The 22355-nt window shown below is 41.1% G+C and carries 23 protein-coding genes; 7 read left to right on the top strand and 16 right to left on the bottom strand.

Translation table 11 applies throughout. From position 1 onward, the window contains the following. Positions 1-48: 48 nt before the first annotated feature. A complete protein-coding gene (locus ACSC9N_RS06810; RefSeq protein WP_184119221.1) occupies positions 49-285 on the bottom strand; it encodes a hypothetical protein in 237 nt (78 codons plus the stop codon). A gap of 603 nt (positions 286-888) precedes the next feature. Between ACSC9N_RS06810 and ACSC9N_RS06805 the strand changes: the two genes are divergently transcribed. After that, on the top strand, positions 889-2526 hold the full coding sequence (locus tag ACSC9N_RS06805) for a long-chain-fatty-acid--CoA ligase (protein WP_010326941.1): 1638 nt from the start codon (positions 889-891) through the stop codon (positions 2524-2526). Positions 2527-2669: 143 nt separating this feature from the next. Here ACSC9N_RS06805 and ACSC9N_RS06800 read toward each other — a convergent pair whose 3' ends face one another. From ACSC9N_RS06800 to prpB, 6 genes are all read right to left on the bottom strand, one after another. Next, complete coding sequence (locus ACSC9N_RS06800) at positions 2670-3062, bottom strand: alpha/beta hydrolase-fold protein (protein WP_228716727.1); 393 nt, start codon at positions 3060-3062, stop codon at positions 2670-2672. Next, the gene (locus ACSC9N_RS06795; protein WP_395475120.1) at positions 3059-3376 is read right to left on the bottom strand and encodes a hypothetical protein; all 318 of its coding nucleotides are present in this window, start codon (positions 3374-3376) and stop codon (positions 3059-3061) included. The genes ACSC9N_RS06800 and ACSC9N_RS06795 overlap by 4 nt, the downstream gene beginning before the upstream one ends. A gap of 39 nt (positions 3377-3415) precedes the next feature. Further along, entirely contained in the window at positions 3416-4348 is a 933-nt protein-coding gene (locus ACSC9N_RS06790) for an IS5-like element ISAha1 family transposase (RefSeq protein WP_004637176.1), read from the bottom strand. Positions 4349-4832: 484 nt separating this feature from the next. Next, complete coding sequence (locus tag ACSC9N_RS06785; RefSeq protein WP_130235092.1) at positions 4833-5294, bottom strand: DUF2147 domain-containing protein; 462 nt, start codon at positions 5292-5294, stop codon at positions 4833-4835. A gap of 190 nt (positions 5295-5484) precedes the next feature. After that, the gene (prpC, locus tag ACSC9N_RS06780) at positions 5485-6621 is read right to left on the bottom strand and encodes a bifunctional 2-methylcitrate synthase/citrate synthase (RefSeq protein ID WP_004696709.1); all 1137 of its coding nucleotides are present in this window, start codon (positions 6619-6621) and stop codon (positions 5485-5487) included. Between the two features lie 2 nt (positions 6622-6623). After that, positions 6624-7508: a methylisocitrate lyase gene (gene prpB, locus ACSC9N_RS06775; protein WP_130235093.1), complete on the bottom strand. Its 885-nt coding sequence runs from the start codon at positions 7506-7508 to the stop codon at positions 6624-6626. Between the two features lie 246 nt (positions 7509-7754). Between prpB and ACSC9N_RS06770 the strand changes: the two genes are divergently transcribed. From ACSC9N_RS06770 to ACSC9N_RS06760, 3 genes are all read left to right on the top strand, one after another. Beyond that, entirely contained in the window at positions 7755-8405 is a 651-nt protein-coding gene (locus ACSC9N_RS06770; protein ID WP_005401081.1) for a TetR/AcrR family transcriptional regulator, read from the top strand. A gap of 121 nt (positions 8406-8526) precedes the next feature. After that, positions 8527-9447: an ornithine carbamoyltransferase gene (gene argF / locus ACSC9N_RS06765; RefSeq protein WP_439036125.1), complete on the top strand. Its 921-nt coding sequence runs from the start codon at positions 8527-8529 to the stop codon at positions 9445-9447. Positions 9448-9536: 89 nt separating this feature from the next. Next, positions 9537-10010 carry a hypothetical protein gene (locus ACSC9N_RS06760; protein WP_062033193.1) on the top strand — a complete coding sequence of 158 codons (474 nt, stop codon included), beginning with the start codon at positions 9537-9539 and terminating at the stop codon, positions 10008-10010. A gap of 27 nt (positions 10011-10037) precedes the next feature. Here ACSC9N_RS06760 and ACSC9N_RS06755 read toward each other — a convergent pair whose 3' ends face one another. From ACSC9N_RS06755 to rpiA, 8 genes are all read right to left on the bottom strand, one after another. Beyond that, entirely contained in the window at positions 10038-10391 is a 354-nt protein-coding gene (locus tag ACSC9N_RS06755) for a YnfA family protein (RefSeq protein ID WP_005401079.1), read from the bottom strand. An 88-nt stretch (positions 10392-10479) separates the two neighbouring features. Next, complete coding sequence (gene clpA, locus ACSC9N_RS06750) at positions 10480-12756, bottom strand: ATP-dependent Clp protease ATP-binding subunit ClpA (protein ID WP_058951805.1); 2277 nt, start codon at positions 12754-12756, stop codon at positions 10480-10482. 10 nt (positions 12757-12766) lie between these two features. Beyond that, positions 12767-13183, bottom strand: a complete 417-nt coding sequence (clpS, locus tag ACSC9N_RS06745; protein ID WP_004981811.1) for an ATP-dependent Clp protease adapter ClpS — start codon at positions 13181-13183, stop codon at positions 12767-12769. A 17-nt stretch (positions 13184-13200) separates the two neighbouring features. Further along, positions 13201-13947: a DUF6776 family protein gene (locus ACSC9N_RS06740; protein WP_130235094.1), complete on the bottom strand. Its 747-nt coding sequence runs from the start codon at positions 13945-13947 to the stop codon at positions 13201-13203. 79 nt (positions 13948-14026) lie between these two features. Next, positions 14027-15082 (bottom strand): N-acetyl-gamma-glutamyl-phosphate reductase, encoded by a 1056-nt coding sequence (gene argC, locus ACSC9N_RS06735; RefSeq protein ID WP_171457915.1) that lies wholly within the window; start codon positions 15080-15082, stop codon positions 14027-14029. A gap of 107 nt (positions 15083-15189) precedes the next feature. After that, positions 15190-16224, bottom strand: coding sequence for a GGDEF domain-containing protein (locus ACSC9N_RS06730; RefSeq protein WP_130235096.1), 1035 nt, complete (start codon positions 16222-16224; stop codon positions 15190-15192). A 259-nt stretch (positions 16225-16483) separates the two neighbouring features. Next, the gene (locus ACSC9N_RS06725) at positions 16484-17167 is read right to left on the bottom strand and encodes a YgjP family zinc-dependent metalloprotease (RefSeq protein ID WP_130235097.1); all 684 of its coding nucleotides are present in this window, start codon (positions 17165-17167) and stop codon (positions 16484-16486) included. Positions 17168-17295: 128 nt separating this feature from the next. Further along, positions 17296-17967 carry a ribose-5-phosphate isomerase RpiA gene (gene rpiA, locus ACSC9N_RS06720; RefSeq protein ID WP_004696685.1) on the bottom strand — a complete coding sequence of 224 codons (672 nt, stop codon included), beginning with the start codon at positions 17965-17967 and terminating at the stop codon, positions 17296-17298. A 107-nt stretch (positions 17968-18074) separates the two neighbouring features. On the opposite strand from rpiA, the gene ilvA reads away from it, so the two are divergent. Then, on the top strand, positions 18075-19613 hold the full coding sequence (gene ilvA, locus ACSC9N_RS06715; RefSeq protein WP_004696682.1) for a threonine ammonia-lyase, biosynthetic: 1539 nt from the start codon (positions 18075-18077) through the stop codon (positions 19611-19613). Between the two features lie 40 nt (positions 19614-19653). Here ilvA and ACSC9N_RS06710 read toward each other — a convergent pair whose 3' ends face one another. Then, positions 19654-20148 carry a hypothetical protein gene (locus ACSC9N_RS06710; RefSeq protein ID WP_058951802.1) on the bottom strand — a complete coding sequence of 165 codons (495 nt, stop codon included), beginning with the start codon at positions 20146-20148 and terminating at the stop codon, positions 19654-19656. Between the two features lie 150 nt (positions 20149-20298). Between ACSC9N_RS06710 and ACSC9N_RS06705 the strand changes: the two genes are divergently transcribed. Then, a complete protein-coding gene (locus ACSC9N_RS06705) occupies positions 20299-20952 on the top strand; it encodes a potassium channel family protein (RefSeq protein ID WP_058951801.1) in 654 nt (217 codons plus the stop codon). Beyond that, complete coding sequence (locus ACSC9N_RS06700; RefSeq protein WP_130235098.1) at positions 20949-22298, top strand: TrkH family potassium uptake protein; 1350 nt, start codon at positions 20949-20951, stop codon at positions 22296-22298. The genes ACSC9N_RS06705 and ACSC9N_RS06700 overlap by 4 nt, the downstream gene beginning before the upstream one ends. Positions 22299-22355 lie beyond the last annotated feature (57 nt).

Genomic DNA, 22355 nt, shown 5'->3' with positions numbered 1-22355 from the left:
ACAAAAAAGCCCCTTATTCAGTATGGGGCTTTTTTAATGTCTATCTATTTAACCTTCAGGCGACCGAGCAAAATTATGCGCAGTAATTAAAATACCGTAACTAGCATTCAGATAATCACCTTGGAAGATCTCATCTTCACCATTGGCATGCCGTACTATTAACGTTTGGCGAAGCGCATCATAGTGAAAAGAATCAAAACACTCTTGATGCTGACACAGCCAGCTTAAGGTATCACTCAAATTATCATCGACAATATAAGTCTGTGCTTGAAAATTTTTGGTCATCATCCGAATACGCTAAACACTGTGATTCGGCTATTGTAAGCCGTTCTGCGTCAATTCAGTCGAACTAAGCCATTAAAAAATACAGGCATTAAAAAGTGAGCCTACGCTCACTTTTCCTTAAGATGATTAGTCGGTTTTAGAATCACCACACTTTCGGCATTCCATATGCTCCCCTATTTCAGTCATTTGTTCATATTCATAAACGTGGATGCAAAATAATTTTTTAAACAACTGAAGCATTTTTAACTCCTGTAAATGATTTTTTAAAAATTCGCTTCTTAAAATAGGTATATCTTCCTGAAATACCCACAACTCATATCTCATGAGCTATACACAGTTTTAAACATACTTTTTATAAATTTCAAGTGCCTTTTGTCGAATAACAGCATAAAGTGATAAATGGTCATTTACTTTTTTAAATGATGCTTTTTATTCACTTATCGTTCTGCTTCACATCGCTTTTAAAAATGCAGCTGAGAATGAAAGAATGCTTGATTTAAATTTGGATCAAGCTAGGATAAAAATACAATCAATGCTCAAAACAGATGTTTCGAGCAACCAATAAAGAATTTGATAAAAAAGCAACGATAAGGATATTTATACATGCTTGGACGTATGATGTTTCAACCGCTATTAATTAGCAATCTTATTGATCACGCAGAACGCTACCATGCGGATACAGCCATTATTTCTAAAAACACAGACGGAAGTATCACTGAAACCAACTGGGCCAAAGTCGCTGCCAATTCTAAGCGATTTGCCAATGTACTCAAAGATTTAGGACTTTCGCAAAGTGACCGCGTGGCGACCATCGCATGGAACAACCATCGTCACCTAGAATCTTGGTATGCGATCTCTGGCAGTGGTTATATTTGCCATACCATCAACCCACGTTTATTTCCAGAACAACTGATTTTTATTATCAATGATGCCCAAGATCGTGTGGTGTTATTTGATAAAACCTTTGCGCCACTCATTGCTGCGGTAAAAGCTCATTTACCCCATGTAGAGCACTTTATCTGCTTAGATGCCGTAGATGACGCTATTGCAGAAAAAATTGCCGATGTAAAATTTTATGATGACTTGGTCAGCAAAGAGTCTGAACAGTTCACATGGCCAAGCTTTGATGAGCAAACAGCAAGCTCTTTGTGCTATACCTCAGGCACAACTGGAAATCCAAAAGGTGTGCTATATAGCCACCGCTCTACCATTTTGCATAGTTTTGCCATCAGCCTACCCGACTCTCTAAATCTGTCTGCAAATGACATTATGTTGCCTGTAGTGCCCATGTTCCATGTTAATGCTTGGGGTACACCTTATGCAGCAGCTATGGTCGGTTGTACAGTTGTATTGCCAGGGCCAGGTTTAGATGGGCCGAGTTTGGTAAATATGATTGACACCTATAAAGTCACTGTAGCTTTGGGTGTTCCCACCATTTGGCAAGGTTTACTGGTAGCAGCCAAACAAACAGGCAGCCAGCTGGCAAGTATGAACCGTAACGTTGTTGGTGGTTCTGCATGTCCACCATCCATGTTAGCGGCCTTTAAAAATGACTATAACTGCGACACCATTCATGCATGGGGTATGACCGAAACGAGTCCACTCGGTTCTGCCAACCAACTTAAAGCCAAACATCAACAGCTCTCTGAACAAGAGCGTTTCAAGCTGCGCCTATCTCAAGGTCGTCCGCCTTTTGGCGTGGATTTACGTCTTACCGATGAAGAAAAAGGCAGCCATGAAATTGCCCGCGATGGTGAGCAGATTGGCAATCTACAAATTAAGGGTCACTGGATTATTGACAGTTACTTTGGTAAAGATGAATCTGCACTCACAACCGATGGCTGGTTTGACACAGGTGATATTGCAACCTTAGATGAAGACGGCTTCTTATGCATCAGTGACCGCTCTAAAGATTTAATTAAGTCTGGTGGCGAATGGATTTCATCGGTTGAACTTGAAAACCTTGCGATGGGACATTCAGACATTCTTATGGCAGCCGTTATTGCAGCTGAACATCCAAAATGGGATGAGCGTCCTATTGTCATCGCTGTGAAGAAACCCGATAGCACGGTCACTGAACAAGGTGTCTTAGACTACTATACTGACAAAATTGCGAAATGGCAGATCCCTGACCGTGTGATCTTTGTCGATAGCATTCCACTGAGCGGTACGGGTAAAATGCTAAAACGTGAACTCCGCGCCCAATATGGCCAAGTACTACTGGAACAAAATCCTGTTTAACGTTGTTTAAAATAAAAAGCCTGATCATATGGTCAGGCTTTTCTTTATGTTCGGATAATTTAAATCCCATCAATATAATTTATTTGAAAGCACGTCTAATAAAGACGCTTTAAATACCTCACCATGCTTTAGATTTGGATAGATTAAAATTTAGACTCTACACCCTGCCGATCGAATATAGACAAAATTTCTCTATTTTTATTGATGCCATTTGCATCAAAATTAGCGCTTTGCTGTGCTCCAGCATGTGTTAAAAGATCACCTTCCATCAGCCATACATGTTTTTGTGGCTCTTTGACTAATTTTACTGTTCTAATTTTTTGCATCATGCGCCCATCTGCCCAAGAAAGTGATGGGCTTGCAGCAAAGAAATGGCTGAAATAACGACCATCGAGCAAGCTATCAAGCACAAAAAGGCCTCCATAGGAATGCCCCCATAACGCTCTTTTTTGCGCATCCAGTTTTACATTTTGCTCAACCCAAGGGGCGATATCCTTCAAAACCACATTTCTAAAATCAGCACTTCCCCCGCTCATCCGCTCTGGATTTCTTGGGTGGATTTCCCCGTTAATAAATCTGCTGGAGTATAGTCAATTGAACGAAAAGCTGTGGCAAATGGCAAATTGGTTTTATAACCAATGGCAACCAATACAGGGGCATCATTTGCATACAAAGACTTGAGTATTTCTTCATTCAGATGGGACATCGCAGCGTTTCCATCCAGCATAAAGACCGATGCATAGACGTTCTGCGTCTTCTGTACTGTCTTTGGAATACCTAACCAAACGCGATAAGTTTTATTTTGATCTGTAGTTGCAAATTCTTTGACTTTAAAACGGCTTTGTTGCACAAACATTCAAAAGCTAAACTTCTTCCAAGTTATCTAAATTTAAGTGGCAACTTGGGTGTGAGGTCGGCCTAAATCTGTAAATTTATTTAATACGGCCACACGTGCATGAATCTCATTGACTTGGCTTTGAAAGTTTCTCGCACGGAGTTTATCGCCTAATAATTTGATGCAATGCATCTTGGTTTCTATCAGACTTCTGCGATGATAGCCTGACCAATTTTTCCATATTGTTCTTCCTAAACGTTTAACTGTTCGAAGTAATTCATTTCGCTCTAGCGAGCTGGTCTTTGTATCTTTCCAAGGTTTCGCATTTTTTCTTGGCGGAATCACCGCATGTGCTTGTCGGTCTGCAATTACTTGACGGCATTGCTTGGTGTCATAAGCCCCATCAGTATAGACAGAGTCAATCTGCTCATCTTGTGGAATCTGATCGAGTAAATCACCAAGCACTTGTGAATCACTCACATTATTTGTAGTGAGTTGAATAGCGCGTATTTGAAGGGTTTCAGCATCTATACCAATATGAAGTTTACGCCATTGGCGACGATATTCAGGTTGGTGTTTCTTACGCTTCCATTCACCTTCGCCTAGAAACTTTAAGCCAGTAGAATCGACGAGTAGCTGGAGACCATTACTGCTTTTTTGATAGTTAATTGCAATATCAATATGCTTTTGTCTTCTGCAGATGGTGGAATAGTCTGGTGCTGTCCAATCTAATCTACAAAGATGAATGAGACTTTGCACAAAGCCAGTGACCATGCGTAAAGAAAGACGAAATAAGGATTTGATCATTAAACAGCATTGGATGGCTGTATCTGAATAAGTTTGATTTCGACCATGTTTACCTTTGGGTTGAGCGTACCATTGAGTCTTGGGATCAAACCAAATTGAGAGATTTCCTCGATTTATTAATGCACTGTTATAAGAAGACCAATTGGTTGTACGATAGATTTTAGGTGTGGGCTTATTCATTTGAGAATTATATTGTGGAATAAGCCTTTAGAGATAGGTTTGTGCAACAAAGCCCTTTAAAACTGTAATACGCCGAACCGATTTCTGCAATATTGGCAGGCAAAGGTTTTATTTCAGGTTTCGCATAAGCACTTAAGCTGGCACCCAAAATCAATAACGAGCTAAAAATTCGCGAAAGCAAAGTAGTAAAAATCTTTCTATAAAGATGCGTCATTTTTTTGTATATACAGCCATGAGATACTGAAGTTTAACACATAATAATAGTTATCATTATCAATTAATTAAATCTTAATCCTCTCTCTGTCATGACGTACATCTCATCGATTAAATAGACTACATTTTCTTTGACCACGCACTCCGAAAGATGATTTTTCCTTTTTATACGGATTCAACAAGTCTAGAAAATACCCTTCCAGCTTTTTTATCCATAAAAAAGCCACCGCATTATGACCGTGCGATGGCTTTATCGATACAAGCAAAAAACTTAAAGCTTTTTCCATGTCATGTTGCTCAAACCTTTCGCATCTTTTGCTGTGGCTTGTACCTTCATCTGATCTTTACCAGCATTTAACTGCGCAGTATTGATATTATACACACGGCCATCTTGAGGATTCAGCCATTGGCCTTTTGCGAATTTTTGACCTGTTGCATCACCCATTAAGCCATTCAGCACTTGCATACCAAAAATCGGTTTATCCTTAAGCCCACCCTGACACTTACTACATACATCACTCACAGGCGCTCCAGCCAAAGGATAGTACTTGGTCACCACTGCGCTATATTGTGATGTTTTAGAATTCTTACGAATCACAATATCTGAAATATAATACCCCGTCCGATCATCAATCACTTTCCATGTTCCAATAAGTGGGTCAAATGGCATGGCGAAAGCAGAATGAGACACCCCCAAAAACAGTGCTGATGTACACAAAAACTTATGTTTCATAAAGTAAATTACAATAAAAATGAAGAAATAAACGGTCGATATTATAGCAACTTTATTCTTTTGTTTACCGATTATTTCATTAAAATTAAATATTTATATGAATTAACCCGTGAGAAAAATCAACAAAAAATTGCATATAAAAAAAGCCTCCGAAGAGGCTTTTTTTAATAATGTATCAGAGCTTCATATATTAAGCCGCTGAACGTTCTTCAATTGGCACTACTTTACGCAGCTCAGGCCCCGTATAGTCCGCACTTGGACGAATAATACGGTTGTCCGCACGTTGTTCCATCACATGTGCTGCCCAACCTGTCACACGGCTCATCACGAAGATTGGGGTGAATAACTTGGTCGCAATATCCATGAAGTGGTATGCCGATGCATGGAAGAAGTCTGCGTTACAGAATAATTTCTTCTCACGCCACATCACTTCTTCACAACGTACTGAAACTGGATACAGGACCGTGTCACCGACATCTTTCGCTAAGCGCTCTGACCAGATTTTAATGATGCCATTACGTGGGTCATTGTCTTTGTAGATTGCATGACCAAAGCCCATGATCTTTTCTTTACGTTCCAATTTGCCCAGCATTTCTCGCTCAGCTTCTTCAGGTGACGTCCAGTTTTCAATCATTTCCATCGCTGCTTCGTTTGCTCCACCATGTAATGGACCACGTAGTGAGCCAATCGCACCGGTGATGCATGAATGCATATCGGATAAAGTAGATGCGCATACACGTGCGGTGAAAGTCGATGCGTTGAATTCATGCTCTGCATAGAGGATCAGTGAGACATTCATCACTTGTTCATGCAGTTCATTTGGTTTTTCACCACGTAGTAGGTGTAGGAATTGAGCACCGATTGAATCGTCATCGGTGTTTTCTTCAATGCGTACGCCATCATGGCTAAAGCGGTACCAATAGCAAATGATTGCTGGAAGGGTTGCGAGAATGCGGTCTGCAACATCTTGTTGTTCTGCAAAAGATTGTTCTGTTTCGAGGTTGCCCAGCATTGATACGCCCGTGCGCATCACATCCATTGGGTGTGAATCTGCTGGGATACGCTCAAGTACTTCTTTGAGTGCTTGTGGCAGTTGGCGTAGTGATTTGAGTTTAGCTTTATAGGCGGTGAGCTGTGCTGCTGTTGGTAGTTCACCAAAGAAGATCAGGTAGGCCACTTCTTCAAACTGGCAGTTTTCAGCGAGGTCTTGGACGTCATAACCACGGTAGGTCAAACCTGCTCCGCTTTTGCCTACGGTTGATAGTGCTGTCTTTCCTGCGACTTGTCCGCGCAATCCTGCGCCTGTGAGGACTTTTCCTTCAGCCATTTTTAATTCTCCTGTTTAAACAGCTTGTCTAATGTGTTTTCAAAGGTGTGGTAATCGAGAAATTCGTAGAGTTCTTTGCGCTGTTGCATTTTGTCGAGGACGTTGACTTGGCTGCCGTCATTGCGAATGGCATGCATGACTTCCAGTGCTGCCTTTTGCATGGCACGGGTCGGTGACAGTGGATACAGCACCATCGAGATGCCTTGTTCTGCCAGTTGTTCTTTGGTGTAGTATGGGGTATCGCCAAATTCGGTAATGTTGGCCAGTACTGGAACACCGACTGCATCACAGACGGTTTTGTACATGGTAATGTCAGTCATTGCTTCAGCAAAGATCGCATCAGCACCGGCTTCTACACAGGCACAGGCACGGTCAATTACCGCTTGTAGGCCTTCTTTTTGTAGGGCATCGGTACGTGCCATCACCACAAAGTTTGCATCGGTTTTGGCATCAACTGCGGCTTTTACGCGGTCGACCATTTCTTGTTGGGTGACGATTTCTTTATTTGGACGGTGGCCACAACGTTTTTGTGCCACTTGATCTTCGATGTGAACTGCGGCTGCGCCTGCAGCAATCATTTGTTTAACACTACGCGCAATGTTAAATGCCCCACCCCAACCGGTGTCAATATCGACCAGTAACGGAGTGTCTACACGTTCGGTAATGCGACGTACATCTTCCAAAACATTATCCAGACTGGTCATGCCTAAGTCAGGCAATCCATAAGAGTAGTTGGCTACACCAGCACCCGAAAGGTAGATGGCCTTGTAGCCCACATGTTTCGCCATCATTGCTGCATAAGCATTGACTGTACCGATAATTTGTAATGGTTTTTCCACTTCCAGTGCTTGTCTAAATCTTAAGCCTGCAGATCTTTGTTCTGTCATCGTCCTTTCCACGGCATTTACTTTAATTTTCGAGTTTTGAGTATAGCCATAATGACTGAATTGACTATGACATTTTAGAATGATCACTCTAAAACTTTAGTCCCATGGTTCACGTTTTTATTGTGTAATTTTCTTCCATGCATTGGGGTTTAGTGGTAAACAGATAAGCCCCAAAACAACAATGTGTGCATATTTTTGCTATGATAGCAACTAGAGATCCACATTTATTAGGCTGTTGTTAGTTATATGCACGACTCAGTTCAACTAGAACCCCTTACACGTGACATACCTCACACAAAACGAGGTCATGAACGCTGTCTTGCATTTTTATTAAGTGCAAACGAGTTGTTTTTGCAACATGGCTACGATGCAGTTTCACTTGATGATATTGTTAATCATGCGGGTGGTTCAAAAGCATCGATTTACAAATATTTTGGAAATAAAGACGGTCTTTTTACAGCAATTTGCGACTACCGTCGTGAGCTGTTTTTTAAAGATATTTGTATGCCTTTTGATTTTACTAAGGACAATTTGCGCGTTTATTTAATACAAACCATTTTAAATATTCAAACACACCTTGTGCTTCCAGAAAATGCCTCTTTTTTAAGACTCATTATGGAACAAGTACAACGTAATCCGCAGTTGGCCTTCCATATTCACAAACAAGGACCTAAACATATTGAAGATGCCGTGGCTTGTGTTTTAACCAAAGCAGATGAAATAGGCATTATTCGTTGTGAACACCCGAATTATTCTGCCCAGCTTTTTTTTGGCATTGTGCGTGAATTAGAGTGGCGAGTACTCATGAACATCTATGTTGAAGAAAATGAACAAGAAAATCTAGAATATGTTCATTATTGCGTAGATCGTTTCTTAGCAGGTCATCAAAAAGTCTAGTTTTTTTGCAATTTCCTTTGCATATAGTATATTAATCGACTCTCTTTTTTCTTTTCACCAACCAACAACTAATTGTTGTTCTGTACCTATTTCGGTTTTCAGCAATTATTGTGGAGTAACAATGGCTCTACGTCACTTTCTTACCTTACGCGATTTATCTACTTTAGAACTGAACCAAGTTGTGCAACGCGGTATCGAACTAAAGCGTAAACAGCACAACAGCGAAGTATTCCAACCGTTTGTTGGTAAAGTCATGGGTATGATTTTTGAAAAATCGAGCACCCGTACCCGTGTATCGTTCGAAGCAGGCATGAGCCAGTTTGGTGGCAGTGCAATTTTCCTCTCACCACGAGACACCCAATTGGGTCGTGGTGAACCGATTGAAGATTCAGCACGTGTAATTTCAAGCATGTTGGATATTGTGATGATCCGTACTTTTGGACATGACATTGTTGAACGTTTTGCCTCTTATTCAAAAGTTCCTGTGATTAATGCCTTGACTGATGATCACCACCCTTGCCAACTACTTGCAGATGTTCAAACTTTTGTTGAACACCGTGGCCCCATTGCTGGCAAAACGGTAGCCTGGATTGGTGATGGCAACAATATGTGTAATTCATATATTGAAGCTGCACATATGTGGGGCTTCAAGTTAAAAATTGCTGCGCCGAAAGTTTATGAACCCAAAGCAGAATTTTTAAGTGAATTTGCACATTGTGCAGAACTGGTTAACTCAGCTGAAGATGCTGCCGTAAACGCAGACCTTATCGTGACCGATGTATGGGCAAGCATGGGCCAAGAAGAAGAGCAAAAAATTCGTGAAGCTGCTTTTGCAGACTATCAAGTGAATGAACGTCTTATGGATCTGGCTCATCCTGATTGTTTATTTATGCATTGTTTACCTGCGCATCGCGGCGAAGAAATTTCTGAAAAGATGCTCGACCATAAAAATGCAGTGGTTTGGGATGAAGCTGAAAACCGCTTACATGCACAAAAAGCATTAGTTGAGTTTTTAATCAATGAAAACACTAAGAAAGATTAATTAATTTTTCCAACGAAAAGCACCTAAGGGTGCTTTTTTATACGGGCAAAGCTATAATCGGAACATAATTTTTATAAGCGACACTTTCCATGCATTTCAAAAAAACTGGCCTGTGCCTTGCTACAATTCTAAGCTCTACTTTTTTTCAGGTTCAAGCCTCAGAATTTGATGACTACTTACAGTCCAAACAAATTATTGATCAAAATTTTAAAATTAAGCAACCAGAAACGTTGAATGAAATATTAACTGTATTAACTGCAGAAGACTCTAGAACCCTCCCAATTGAAATTGATAACAACACTATCATTGAACAATTTAATCTATATGCAGACCGTACCGAGCTTAAAGGCTTGATCATTACCCCTGACTTCGCGCAGTTTGAACAGGATTTAGGTACGAAAGAAGTTCAAAAAGCGATTAAAAAAAATGTTGTGCAAAACTGCAATATTTTCTTCGAGCATCAATATCAACGCCATAATCCCTACATTGTAAAATTACAGCTCAGTTCTGAGAAAAATAGCTACGATTTAGAATTAAAGCAAAAAGATTGTGGTATCAAATAGTATCTTTTTAGCGATTGGTTCTCTACTTTAGCGAACCAATCCTTGCGGTTGTAAGATAATCATGGCCGCACCAATCAACACCACTGCCCCACCCATTATGTCCCAACGGGATAAATAAACTTGATCGACATAACGCAACCATAGCAATGCGGTAAAAATATAAATTCCGCCATAAGCGGCATAAATACGTCCTGACGCAGCCGGATGTAAAGTCAACAACCACACAAAAGCACCTAGCGCTAAGGCTGTAGGAATCCACAACCAATGACTTCTTCCCTGATTTAAAATCAAATAAGGGAAATAACAGCCTAATATTTCCATCACAGCGGTTACCAAAAACAGTACAAATGTACTTAAAACTTTCGTCAATTGAATATCCATGCAACCTACTTTTATTACTTCTAACTGTTAAATACTTTTTTCAATAAAAAACCCGTGCGAACACGGGTTTTAAATTATGTAGCAATCTTTAAGCAGGCTCAGCCGTTTGGTCTTCAAAAACTTCAAGTTTTAGACCCACCGCTTTACCATTTTCGTTCTTCACAGAGACCGCAACATTACCACCATGTTCTGCAAGCTCACCAAATAGAATCATTTCAGCCAGTGGTTTTTTCAAATGCTCTTGGATGAGTCGTTGCATTGGGCGAGCGCCCATTAAACGGTCATAGCCATTTTCAGCCATCCACTCACGCGCACTTTGATCCACTTCTAGAATGACTTTTTTCTCATCCAGTTGCGCTTGTAGTTCAGTTAAGAACTTATCCACCACATTTTCAATTACTGTCGTTGGTAAAGCTTTAAACTGAATCACGCTGTCTAAACGGTTACGGAACTCTGGAGAAAACGCTTTCTTCATCGCATCTTGGTTATCATTACTGTTGTCTTGATCCATGAAGCCAATACTCACGCGAGAAATACTTTCTGCGCCAATATTTGTGGTCAAGACCAACACCACATTACGGAAGTCTGATTTACGACCATTGTTATCGGTCAATGAACCATGATCCATGATTTGTAGCAATAAGTTGAATACGTCTGGATGCGCTTTTTCAATCTCATCTAGCAATAATACACAGTGCGGATTTTTATGAATCGCATCGGTCAACAGACCACCTTGGTCAAAGCCGACATAACCTGGAGGCGCACCAATCAAACGTGAAACTGCATGGCGCTCCATATACTCTGACATATCAAAGCGAACCAGCTCAACACCCAGTAATTTCGCAAGCTGCTTAGTGACTTCTGTTTTACCTACCCCAGTTGGGCCTGCAAAAACAAAACTACCCACAGGCTTATCTGGTGATTTTAAGCCTGCACGCGACAGCTTAATTGCTGAGCCTAAAGCTTCAATGGCTTCATCTTGACCAAAGACCACACGTTTTAAATCACGTTCAAGATTTTCAAGAACGGTCTTGTCATCTTTAGACACAGTTTTTGGTGGAATACGTGCAATTTTCGACACGATATCTTCAATATTTTCCACGGTAATCAAGGTGTCATCTTGTTCAGCTTTCAGACGACGTTGTGCCCCTGCTTCATCAATGACATCAATGGCTTTATCTGGCAAGAAACGATCATTAATGAACTTCGCAGACAGCTCAACTGCAGAAATTAAAGCTTTGTCATCATATTTAACATGATGGAAATCTTCAAACTTGCTCTTCAAACCACGTAGAATATCAATCGTTTCTGAAATAGATGGCTCATTGACATCAATTTTTTGGAAACGGCGTGACAATGCATGATCTTTTTCAAAGACTTGGCGGTATTCTTGGAATGTGGTTGAACCGATGCAGCGCAATGAACCATTGGCCAAAGCGGGTTTAATCAAGTTTGACGCATCCATCGTGCTACCCATACTTGAGCCTGCACCAATAATCATGTGGATTTCGTCAATAAACAAAACTGCTTCTGGTTTCTTTTTCAACGCGTTCAAAAGCTGTTTTAAACGTTTTTCAAAGTCACCACGGTATTTGGTTCCTGCCACCAAAGCACCAATATCCAAGCTATACACTTCAGCATTTGCCAATGGTTTCGGTGCTTTACCATTAACAATGAGCCAAGCTAAACCTTCAGCAATCGATGTTTTACCGACGCCAGGATCACCGACCAATAACGGGTTATTTTTACGGCGACGGCATAGAATTTGTGCTGCACGCTCAATTTCTTTTTCACGACCAATTAAAGGATCTGTTTTACCCTTTTGTGCCTCAACATTTAAGTTGGTTGTATACAGCTCTAAAGGGCCTGCGTTGCTTGAACTAGCAGATTCACCATCAAGATCTTCAATTTCCTCTTCCACTTGCACTTCGTCTTTACGTGTGCCGTGGGCCAAGTATTGTGTCAGTGTTAAACGATTAATTTGATGACGTTTTAAGAGGTAAACTGCAAAAGAATCACGCTCAGAGTACATCGCCACTAAAATGTCTGCGCCTTCAACCGTCCGATCACCACCGCTTGATTGCACATGAAAAATTGCACGTTGTAAGATACGGTCAAAACTTTCGGTTGGATGCGGGGCTTGATCACTGTTTTCGCCCAGCTTAGGGGTGTGCTGCTCTACATATTCTTCAAGCTCTTTGCGAAGCACAATAATATCTGCACCACAGGCTTTCAATGCATTTACGGCCGAATCATTATCGAGTAAAGCCAATAATAAATGTTCAACGGTTAGGAATTCATGTCTCTTTTGTCGAGCCATACTAACAGCCAAACGTAAGGATACTTCTAATTGACGACTGAGCATGGAACCCCCCTTAATCTTTCGGCTCAATCTGACAAAGTAAAGGATGACCTTGAGACCGAGCGTAATTATTGACTTGGTTTGCTTTTGTTTCCGCGATGTCTCTCGGGTAAACGCCTGCAACACCTTTTCCTTCATAATGTACAGTTAGCATTACTTGAGTGGCTTGGTCAAGATTCAAAGCAAAGTATTGTTGTAAAATTTCAATAACAAAGTCCATTGGGGTGTAGTCATCGTTCATTAAAACGACAGCATAGAGTGGAGGACGCTTAAGTTCTGGTGGCGCGGTTTGGACAGCGACATCCCCATTTTCTTCTTCATGCGGTTCATCATTGCTCAAGCGCGGGCTGATATGCCAGTCGACATAGCCAGATTCATGAAAAGACTGCTTGATTTCATTTAAACACGTTGAACGCTTAGAGATACCCATAAACTTACAATTCACAATTATTGTGCATTTGCCTCAGCCTGAGGGATTTCAGAGACAAATGCAGATTGACTTTCTACGGCTTCACCACGTGACCAACTAAAGCGTCGTGTCACTGGTGTGCTACCTGTTAAACGGACTTCGATAAACTGTGGCGTAAAGCCTTTAGGCATCGTCCAACGCCCTGTTAAACGCTCATAGTTTTCAAAGTTAAAGTTTTTGTCTTCAAGAGGCACAACTAAAACCTCTGTACCACGAATGAGTCGGAGTTCAACGGTACCTGAAGCTGCACGTTTAGATGGACTAACTTGAACCAAGTCGAGTTGATATTCAAATGCATTCTCAGGCAAAGGTTTAATCGCAATATGCTGCACAGCCAGTGGAATACCACCGCGTTGACGCAAAACCTCACGGTAAATCACAGCTGTGTTTTCAGATTGCGCTTGTTGATCCAAAGCTTTTTGCAATGACAAATACAGCTCATTTGAATTGGTCACAGCAACATCACGCTCTTGAACAGCAGCATTGTAGTTTTTATTTAAAGCATCCAGACTGGTCTTTTGCTTTTGTACCACTTCGACCAGTTGCTCAGCATCTGCATCAAAACCTACCACCGTTAAACCCTGACGATGTCCGACGGTATAGCCCAATACCCCACTTGCAACCATCAATATTGCAGCACCAATTGCCAAGGGCTTATTGGTCTGTAAAAACGGCTTTGCAGGTTCAGGCTGTTGTGACGTCATATTTGTGTCAGTGTTCGGCATCGTCATCTCTTATTTTGATTCAATTCAAAACACACATTTAAATCGAAATCTAAATGTGTGTGAAGTTTTAAAACGTTTTTTATGGTAATAAACCAATTCCATCTAGGCCCGCAGTTTCAGCAAATCCAAACATTAAGTTCATGTTTTGAACGGCCTGACCTGCTGCTCCTTTAACCAAATTGTCTTGTACAGAAATGACCACCAACTTTTTCGGTTGCGGTTTATACAGCGCAATACGTAGTTGATTTGCACCCCGCACAGAACGTGTCTCTGGTGAGCTTCCCGCAGGCATCACATCGACAAAAGCTTCATTGGCATAAAACTGTTCATATAAACTTTGCACATCAGCAGCTTCACCCGCATCGGTTAAGTCCACATAAATCGTGCTAAGCATGCCACGAATCATTGGTACCAAATGTGGGACAAATAAAATGTAGTTAAACACCTCTTTTAAGCCTGAAATATTTTCCAACGCTTCCACAATTTCAGGATGATGACGGTGACCTGCAACGCCATAAGCTTTGAAATTATCTGCATTTTCAGAATAGATCATCCCAAGGCTGGCTTTACGGCCTGCACCAGACACACCCGATTTTGCATCAATAATAATACTCTCAGGTTTAACTAATGTGTCGTTTTGCTTAAATAATGGCGCTAAACCCAGTTGTACTGTTGTTGGATAACAACCAGGGTTACCAATGACATTGGCTTGTTTAATCTGCTCACGGTTTAATTCTGACAAACCATAAACTGAGTCTTTCAACAGTTCAGGACACGCATGTTGCATGCCATACCATTTTTCAAACTGCTCTAAGTCTTGTAAACGGAAGTCTGCGGCAAGGTCAATCACTTTGGTATTGGCAGCCACCAATTCTTCGGCATGTTTCATGGCAACGCCATGCGGTGTCGCAAAGAACACCACATCACATTTTTTCAGTTCATCGATATTCAAATCTGAATATTTAAGTTCGGTATGTCCACGTAGGCTTGGGAACATATCATCTACACGGCGACCGTCTTCTGTACGCGATGTTAATACGCTTACTTGCACATTTGGGTGTCGTAGTAAAAGACGCAACAATTCAACGCCTGTATAACCTGTACCGCCGACAATACCAACTGAAATCACGTGTATTACCTCAAACTTAAACTGTCCATTTCGTAACTGCCTAGTATGACAGGAAGTTTCTGCTTTCTAAACTGTTTTACTTGGAATTTATGCGTTTTTAGTGCTATCGACACCTAATGAGACACATCCAATATACTCTGTGCAGGCTCAAAACCAATCTGATTTCGTCCCGAATGTTTCGCCTGATATAACAATTGATCGGCAGCTTGTATGGCATATTTTAAGTTGGAATGATGTACTGCAGCCAGTCCAAAACTTGCTGTCACGGCAATTTTTTTTGAGGATAATCGTGCATCGGCAATACCTAAACGAATACGATTGGCAATATTATAAGCCAGCGCTGGGTCATCAATTTGCAATAAGACAATGAACTCCTCTCCGCCAAAACGCCCTACCAAGTCATGGGCACGGACGTTTTGCCCAATAATTTCACCGACTTGTTGTAAAATTTGATCACCCACCAAATGCCCATAGGTGTCATTAATTTTCTTAAAATGGTCAATATCACACATGAGCAAGAAATAAGACTGTTTAGAGAGCTGATGCAACTTTCGTTTAGCGGCTTCGTTAAAGCCACGTCGATTGAATAAATGTGTTAGCGGATCTCTTAGCCGCTCATCATTGAGTTGATGGATAATATCGCGTACCAAGGTTCCGAGCAGCACTATTGCAAACCACATACTTAAGATAATGCTCGCAGCAAGCATCATCAGCCACCAAACTGAATTTGCCAGCATGTCTGCTTCAATATTTCTTAAAAAGAGAAAAATAATGATTCCGCGAACAAAGGTATACAGCACAATAAACAAGTAGGAAAAGTCGACTATTTTATTGAGCAAATCAATCCCTTGATAATGTTTAAACATTGAAAACAAAACCAAAGACTCAACTAATGCAATTGAAATGTTCAGAATCAGCATTCTGATCCACAGTTGATCATCTACGTAGGAATAATAACTGAGTGAAAGTAAAGCCATCACGGCCAAGGCAAGACACCAATATGGACGTGCATTGGCATTCTTTCTTAAGCCCATGGCATAAGCGCTGGCCCATGCACCAAACAAATACATACTGCCTAAAATGGGTGCCGACAAAGCCAACTGCTTATTCGACATAAAACTTTGTGCCGCCACAGAAAACGAAGGCACAATATATCCAAGCCCGAGCCATAATAAATATGAGGGAGCTCTAAAAGCAAAATGACATATTAAAAGTAAGCTTCCCATTAAAATCAGGCAAGCTGGAACGATTAATATAAAATAGTGGATATCTGTAAAATTCACATTTGAGGTCTTTGAACTGAAATTGAGGAATGTTTACCTTAGATCATGAAGTTTAGAGCATTTTTTGACTAACGCTCAATCGGTCAGAAGAAATTATTTTTAAATTTTGCACGTAAAATTAACTTTAAACGCTTGCCCACCAATACGGCAATGCGGTTGTTTTTAAGGTTTTTCGATGCTGTTGAAAAGCGGCATCATATTTAGCAACTTCCGCCCAAAAACGTGCGCTATGATCAAAATGTTGCGTATGTGCGAGTTCATGCACACAGACATAACGGGTAATGGCTTCAGGAAACAACACTAAAGCACTGTTAAGCATGATGTCATGTTTGGCACTACAACTCCCCCAGCGGGTCTTGGGCTGTCGAATTGAACATTGTGCAAATTTTAAACCAGTTTCATGACTAATCTGTTGCAAATAAATAGGCAAGTGCTGTTTGGCATATGCAATTACAAAAGATTTTAAATAACTTTCGGGCTGACGGTCACTGATCCAAAGCTGGTGATTATCCTCATCCAAAATATATGCATTTTTTTGTGTTTTATAGCTCACCGTTAAAGCATTTTGGCGATTAAATAACCATAACTCTGTGGGAAGGGTTTGATCTATCTGTACCAGACTGGCTTGCTGCTTCTGCCAAGTTTCAACCATCCACTGTTCAGATTGATTTAAAAAATCCTGAATTTGCCGTTTGCTACAAAATTTAGGCACGGTTAAACGAATTTGAGTCGGTTCAACACGAAGTCGTAAGCGGGTCGCACGTGCATGATGGGTGATTTGAATTTCAGGTAGGTCTGCTAAGGTCATTAATATTATTCTTTTATTGAATCATCCTCCCCAGCCCTCCTTTTTGAAAGGAGGGAGAAAAACATAAGATAAAAATGCTTTTGCTTTTAGCCTCTTATTTTCAAAGAGAGGTTTGAGGAGATTTAAAATTAGACAGCGGTACGTTCTTCAATACCGCTGTCTGTTGCAACAACTGCCACATCTGCTTTATTGATTGCAAAAATACCATTACACACCACACCTGGAATGTCGTTAATGGTTTTTTCAAGCTCAAGCGCATTTAAGATGTTCAGGTTATAGACGTCTAAAATCACGTTACCGTTATCCGTCACCACGCCTTCACGGTAAGCAGGATCACCACCGAGCGCTACAATTTTACGTGCCACAGCTGAACGAGCCATTGGAATCACTTCAATCGGAAGTGGAAAGTCACGCCCCAATTGATCAACCCACTTAGAGTCATCAACGATACAAACAAATTTTCTCGCAATTGAAGCTACAATTTTCTCGCGAGTCAGTGCAGCCCCACCACCTTTAATCATATGCATATGACGGTCAATTTCGTCTGCACCATCTACATAGGCATCTAAACCGCCGACAGAGTTCATATCAACCACTTCAATGCCTAATTTCTTTAAGCGCTCAGCCGTTGCTTCTGAACTTGCCACAGCCGCCTCAAGCTGAAGCTCGGGCAAAAGCTCAATTAAGAAATTCACGGTGCTGCCTGTACCCACCCCTAAAATGCCACCTTTAGGTAAGTGCTTTAAGGCAGCTTTTGCAGCAGCTTGCTTTTTTTCGTCTTGGGTAGCATACAGACTCATAATTTGGCTCAACTATTTTTTGACATTTGTTGCTGATTTTACAGCCCAAATGTACAGGGGTTTGTTACAATGATCCTCTATTTTAAACTGTTAAATGGGAAATTAACATGCTGTCTCGTTTGGTTCGACAAATATTACAAGCAACAGTCTACGATGTTGCAATCGAAACTCCACTCGAAGCGGCACCTCGAATTAGTGAGAAACTCAATAACAACATTCGTTTTAAGCGCGAAGACTTACAACCAGTCTTTTCATTTAAGCTGCGCGGTGCCTATAACCGCATTAGCCAACTCCCTAGAGCTCAACTTGAACGTGGCGTGATTACTGCATCTGCTGGCAACCATGCCCAAGGCGTAGCACTGTCAGGTAAAAAACTCGGGATTCGTGCCATTATTGTGATGCCGAAAACCACCCCAGATATTAAAGTTCAGGCAGTCAAACGCTTAGGCGGTGAAGTAGTTCTCCATGGCGACTCTTTTGATGTTGCCAACAAATATGCAATTCAACGTGCTGCAGAAGACGGTATGAGTTTTATTCCACCCTATGACGATGAACTGGTCATGGCAGGTCAAGGCACGATTGGCAATGAAATTTTGCGTCAATGGCGCGATGTCGACTATGTCTTCGTTGCTGTTGGTGGAGGCGGTTTAATTGCTGGTGTAGCAGCTTACTTAGGCGATGTTGCACCACATGTCAAAGTTATTCCTGTTGAATATGACGAATCTGCTTGTTTAAAAGCCGCATTTGAAGCTGGTGAACGTGTAGTACTGCCTCAAGTCGGCTTATTTGCCGACGGTACGGCTGTGGCACAGATTGGTGAAAAACCATTTGAAGTGATTCAACTACAAAAGTCGGATAACTCAGGCCCGCTCGTTGAGCGTGAAGTAGTTTTAGTCAATACCGATGAAATTTGTGCCGCAATTAAAGACACCTATGATGAATGTCGTAGCATCGTTGAACCATCGGGTGCGATGGCCTTGGCAGGGATTAAAAAGTATGTTGAAACACACGAGCTAATTGGGCAAAACATCGTCTCAATTGTATGTGGTGCAAACATGAACTTTGACCGTTTACGTTATATTGCAGAACGTACCGAATTGGGTGAACGCAAAGAAGCTATTTTTGCTGTGACCATTCCAGAGAAAAAAGGTTCATTCCTGAATTTCTGCCGAGCACTACAAGGTCGTAATATCACCGAGTTTAACTACCGTGCGAGTGATGCCAGTGCAGCGCAAGTCTTTGTCGGGATTAGCTTAAAAGGCGGTGAAAAAGAGCGTCACGATATTTTTGAAGCGCTGAAAACTCAGTTCGATGTCGATGACTTGTCTGATGATGAAGTAGCAAAACTGCATATTCGCTACCTAATTGGTGGTCATGCAGACCTTGAAAATGAGCGTTTGTTCCGTGTTGAGTTCCCTGAACGCCCAGGTGCACTGTTAATGTTCCTCGAACGCCTTGGCCCTACGCATAACATTACCCTATTCCACTACCGTAACCACGGTGCGGCGGAAGGTCGTGTCCTTGTTGGTTTAGAAGCAAGTGATGCGAAACAAAACCCAGATGGTTTGATTGAAACTTTAGAAAGTATTTCGTATCCATATGAAGAAATTACCAATAACCTAGGTTATCAACGTTTCTTAAAATAAAAGATTTAATACATACATAAAACCGCCCTTCGAGGCGGTTTTATTCTATGAGCTGCATCGGCTCTTCATCACCAAACGTGTGGTTATACGTGACAATAATCCTGTCGATCAGTTCATCATTATGCGGTACCAATAGCCAATAAGGGTTTTCCCGCTCGATAACCAGTAAACTGAGTTCATAAGGCTCAATAAAAATTTTAATGTGATTAAAAATAACATCAAAACTAAATTCAAAATCATAACCATGCATGTCTGAGGTTTCTTCTGCCTCACTGTCATACATTTGATAAAAAGACGCCATGTCATCATTGATTTGGTTTTTCAGCTCGTCTAAGTCAATACCTAGCTGTTGGAGGCGATGGCATTCATCAATACCATTTTGTCTAAAATCATCGAGTTCTATTTTTTGAATGTTTGAATAATAGGTATTCAACCAACGTACAAAGTGCTCGAACTCATCTTGTTCTTCTGGAATTGCGGTATCATTCAATTCTGGAAACGCGACCCTCAGGGATTCATACAGTGTCTTCCGCATTTATATACTCCTTTGGATGAGTGATATATTGGTATAAGGCAAAGCGCGGTTGATCGAAAATAGCGTGTCTGTATAAAGATGACATCTTGTGAAATTTGGCACAACATTCGTTAACAATCGACGTATAAAAAAATTTAAAGGAAAGATGACATGGCACAATTTGCAGTGATTGGTTTAGGAAGCTTTGGAGCCACAGTTGCAACTCAACTCATTGAACTGGGACATGATGTCATTGGTATCGATAGTGAAAAAAAATATGTTGAAAATATTTCTGAGCAGGTGACCCATGCTGTCATCGCCGACGCAACAGATGAACATGTCCTCGATGAATTAAATATTAAAAACTGCGATGCCGTGGTGGTCGCAATTGGTGAAAATATTGAAGCCAGTATTTTGTGTGTACTGCACCTCAAAAATATTGGGGTTGAAAAAATTTGGGTCAAAGCCAAATCAAAGTCGCACCATATGATTTTAAGCCATTTAGGGATTAGTAAAATTATTCACCCTGAAGAAGACATGGGCGTGCGGATTGCGCAGTCTTTATGCTACCCCATGGTCAGTCGCTATATGGCGCTTGAAGATAATCACTATATTGTCAAAATTGAAATTGATGAAAAACTACAAGGGACTCGCTTCCACCAATTGATGGATCAAGCACCTGATGTGAAAACATTACTCCATAAACGTGGCAAAGACGTTTTGTACAGCATTGATCCCAATTTAATTTTACAAGTGGGTGATATTCTAGTTGTTGAAGGTTTAGTTGAAACATTACGTCGTCTTTCAGCACGGTTCAAATCATGAAAAAAGTCAAAGAATGGCAAACCCCAAAAAACAGCACCATTAATTTAAGCCCGCCCAGCCTGCTGGCTTTGGGTTTTTTGAGCTTTATTATTATTGGGACTCTATTATTAAAGTTACCCATTTCGCACCACGGTGAACTGAGTTGGATTAACTCTTTGTTCACCGCCAGCTCAGCAGTCACCATTACTGGACTGTCTGTGGTGAATGTCGGTGAAACTTTTACCGTAACTGGTAAAGTCATCATTATGCTGCTGATTCAAATTGGTGGCTTAGGCTTTATGACTTTTGCAATTTTAGCCGCACTGAGTCTGTCAACTAAACTGGGTTTAAAGCAACAAATCATGGCGCAAGAGACCATTGGTCAAACCAGCTTATCCAAAGTATCCTTCACCATTAAAGGGGTACTGCTGTATTCCTTATTTTTTGAAGCGATCGGCACGGTTATTTTGACCATTGCATGGTTAGAGGATTACAACTTCAATCAAGCTTTGTTCTATGCGGCTTTTTATAGTGTATCCGCATTTAACAATGGCGGCTTTTCACTGTTTCCCAACAGTCTAATGAGCTTCTCGGGTCAGTATCTCATTACCTTTACCATCAGTATGCTATACATCATTGGTGGGACAGGTTTTGTGGTGTTAATGGACATTAAACGCAGCAAACGTTGGAAAGGCTTAAGTACCAATAGCAAACTGATTTTATCCACCATTGCCGGTTTGAACCTGATTGCTTTTGTTCTTTTATGGGCGATTGAATCGAACAATCCCCTCACTTTAGCGCCAATGAGCTTAGGTGACCAAGCTTTAAATGCATGGTTCCATGCCACCGTGCCTCGTTCATCGGGTTTTAACAGCCTCGATTTGGCACAAATGAAAGATGCCTCGACCCTCGTGACCATGTTACTGATGTTCATTGGTGGGGGCTCGATGAGTACCGCAGGCGGGATTAAAGTAGGTACATTTATTATTGTTTTACTCAGCGTGATTAGCTTCCTTAGACGTGAAGATGAAATTCGCGTGTTCAATCACTCCGTTTCTCAAAAAACCTCTTTTAAGGCGATGGCTGTTGTCTCTATTACCGCGGCACTTATTTTCTTAGGCATCTTTAGTTTATCTTTAATCGAACCTAATCATCAGTTTATGGATTTGTTATTTGAAGCCATTTCCGCTGCTTGTACTGTCGGTTTGTCACGTGGCATCACCGGTGAACTTCAACCTGCAAGTTTATTTATCCTGATGCTCTTGATGTTTGCAGGTCGTTTAGGCCCTTTAACGCTGGCCTACCTGATAGCGACGCCGAAAAAGAGCCGTCTAAAGCACCCAACTGCCGATATTCAAATTGGTTAAAACACTAAAACTTAGACATAAAAAAACCACGTATCAAACGTGGTTTTTTTATGTCTC

It is taken from the genome of Acinetobacter sp. PC34 (genome assembly GCF_051789135.1).
GTDB classification, from domain to species: domain Bacteria; phylum Pseudomonadota; class Gammaproteobacteria; order Pseudomonadales; family Moraxellaceae; genus Acinetobacter; species Acinetobacter johnsonii.
This window is presented reverse-complemented; position numbering and strand designations above follow the sequence as displayed.

Bases quoted from the DNA above. Each gene is read 5' to 3' on its own strand.
- ACSC9N_RS06810 (WP_184119221.1), bottom strand. From the start codon at position 285: ATGACCAAAAATTTTCAAGCACAGACTTATATTGTCGATGATAATTTG.
- ACSC9N_RS06805 (WP_010326941.1), top strand. From the start codon at position 889: ATGCTTGGACGTATGATGTTTCAACCGCTATTAATTAGCAATCTTATT.
- ACSC9N_RS06800 (WP_228716727.1), bottom strand. From the start codon at position 3,062: ATGAGCGGGGGAAGTGCTGATTTTAGAAATGTGGTTTTGAAGGATATC.
- ACSC9N_RS06790 (WP_004637176.1), bottom strand. From the start codon at position 4,348: ATGAATAAGCCCACACCTAAAATCTATCGTACAACCAATTGGTCTTCT.
- ACSC9N_RS06785 (WP_130235092.1), bottom strand. From the start codon at position 5,294: ATGAAACATAAGTTTTTGTGTACATCAGCACTGTTTTTGGGGGTGTCT.
- prpC (WP_004696709.1), bottom strand. From the start codon at position 6,621: ATGGCTGAAGGAAAAGTCCTCACAGGCGCAGGATTGCGCGGACAAGTC.
- prpB (WP_130235093.1), bottom strand. From the start codon at position 7,508: ATGACAGAACAAAGATCTGCAGGCTTAAGATTTAGACAAGCACTGGAA.
- ACSC9N_RS06770 (WP_005401081.1), top strand. From the start codon at position 7,755: ATGCACGACTCAGTTCAACTAGAACCCCTTACACGTGACATACCTCAC.
- argF (WP_439036125.1), top strand. From the start codon at position 8,527: ATGGCTCTACGTCACTTTCTTACCTTACGCGATTTATCTACTTTAGAA.
- ACSC9N_RS06760 (WP_062033193.1), top strand. From the start codon at position 9,537: ATGCATTTCAAAAAAACTGGCCTGTGCCTTGCTACAATTCTAAGCTCT.
- ACSC9N_RS06755 (WP_005401079.1), bottom strand. From the start codon at position 10,391: ATGGATATTCAATTGACGAAAGTTTTAAGTACATTTGTACTGTTTTTG.
- clpA (WP_058951805.1), bottom strand. From the start codon at position 12,756: ATGCTCAGTCGTCAATTAGAAGTATCCTTACGTTTGGCTGTTAGTATG.
- clpS (WP_004981811.1), bottom strand. From the start codon at position 13,183: ATGGGTATCTCTAAGCGTTCAACGTGTTTAAATGAAATCAAGCAGTCT.
- ACSC9N_RS06740 (WP_130235094.1), bottom strand. From the start codon at position 13,947: ATGCCGAACACTGACACAAATATGACGTCACAACAGCCTGAACCTGCA.
- ACSC9N_RS06725 (WP_130235097.1), bottom strand. From the start codon at position 17,167: ATGACCTTAGCAGACCTACCTGAAATTCAAATCACCCATCATGCACGT.
- rpiA (WP_004696685.1), bottom strand. From the start codon at position 17,967: ATGAGTCTGTATGCTACCCAAGACGAAAAAAAGCAAGCTGCTGCAAAA.
- ilvA (WP_004696682.1), top strand. From the start codon at position 18,075: ATGCTGTCTCGTTTGGTTCGACAAATATTACAAGCAACAGTCTACGAT.
- ACSC9N_RS06710 (WP_058951802.1), bottom strand. From the start codon at position 20,148: ATGCGGAAGACACTGTATGAATCCCTGAGGGTCGCGTTTCCAGAATTG.
- ACSC9N_RS06705 (WP_058951801.1), top strand. From the start codon at position 20,299: ATGGCACAATTTGCAGTGATTGGTTTAGGAAGCTTTGGAGCCACAGTT.
- ACSC9N_RS06700 (WP_130235098.1), top strand. From the start codon at position 20,949: ATGAAAAAAGTCAAAGAATGGCAAACCCCAAAAAACAGCACCATTAAT.